Source organism: Macrococcus epidermidis, assembly GCF_003259695.1.
Classification (GTDB): Bacteria; Bacillota; Bacilli; order Staphylococcales; family Staphylococcaceae; genus Macrococcoides; species Macrococcoides epidermidis.
Window position 1 is genome coordinate 1 of sequence record NZ_PZJH01000025.1, and the last position, 461, is coordinate 461.

Genomic DNA, 461 nt, shown 5'->3' on the forward strand with positions numbered 1-461 from the left:
GACGCGCGATTTTTTTAAGAATTCAAAAATGAACTCACTCGGTTTTGCTTGGTAAAATCTTTTATTTCTTCTTACTTTATCTAGTTTTCAAAGTACAATGTTTAAGAATTAATGGTGGAGACTAGCGGGATCGAACCGCTGACCTCCTGCGTGCAAAGCAGGCGCTCTCCCAGCTGAGCTAAGCCCCCATAAAGGTATTAATTTAAATGAATATTTATAATGGTGGGCCTAAATGGACTCGAACCATCGACCTCACGCTTATCAGGCGTGCGCTCTAACCAGCTGAGCTATAGGCCCATTAAATGTATAAACATTCAAAACTGAATACAATATGTCAATGTTAATCCCTATCAGACTTAAAAGTCTGATTTCCGTAATTATCCTTAGAAAGGAGGTGATCCAGCCGCACCTTCCGATACGGCTACCTTGTTACGACTTCACCCCAATCATCTGTCCCACCT

The 461-nt window shown here is 41.4% G+C and carries 2 tRNA genes and 1 rRNA gene; all 3 read right to left on the bottom strand.

Annotated features, from left to right (window positions below):
• Window positions 1–112: 112 nt before the first annotated feature.
• Window positions 113–188: transfer RNA gene (locus BHU61_RS13250), tRNA-Ala, on the bottom strand.
• A 32-nt stretch (window positions 189–220) separates the two neighbouring features.
• A tRNA-Ile gene (locus BHU61_RS13255) sits at window positions 221–297 on the bottom strand.
• 90 nt (window positions 298–387) lie between these two features.
• A 16S ribosomal RNA gene (locus BHU61_RS13260) occupies window positions 388–461 on the bottom strand; the annotation flags it as partial.